This window comes from Olavius algarvensis spirochete endosymbiont (assembly GCA_900608495.1).
Taxonomy (GTDB): Bacteria; Spirochaetota; Spirochaetia; order DSM-2461; family DSM-2461; genus UBA2779.
This window is the reverse complement of record UWYT01000208.1, coordinates 1-380: the sequence shown is the minus strand read 5'-3', so window position 1 is coordinate 380 and position 380 is coordinate 1. Positions and strand designations below refer to the sequence as shown.

Below are 380 nucleotides of genomic sequence, written 5' to 3'. Positions count from 1 at the left end.
CCATTTGGCATAGAGCGTCAAACCACCACTGGGCATAGGTATGGTTCCAGTACCTACCGCAACATTAGTGCCACTTCCATCGGCCTTAGTGTTCCAATAAATAAATCTATGGTTGAGCGGAGTCCCAGGAGGAGCCGTAAGTCCCCCAGGCTTCGCTGCAGCCGTCACCTCTTGGGCAACAGTATAAGTATTGGCATCTGTCGGAGCAGTAGCACCGGTCCCGCCATTTAGATTGTAGGTAACCGTATATGGTGTAGTGTCTGTATCCGAACCCGAAGATGGGTTTTTGCAGCCGATAACAATAGCCGCTGCCGCTAAACCGAAAAGAAATAATGCAAAGGATTTCATATAATTCCACCTTTCTGATAATAAATCTATCT

Annotated in this window: 1 protein-coding gene; it reads right to left on the bottom strand. The window is 47.4% G+C overall.

Annotated features, from left to right (window positions below):
* Positions 1 to 348 (bottom strand): InlB B-repeat-containing protein (locus S1OALGB6SA_RS06350; RefSeq protein ID WP_148084041.1); only part of this gene is annotated, 348 nt, incomplete at its 3' end.
* Between the last annotated feature and the right edge of the window lie 32 nt (positions 349 to 380).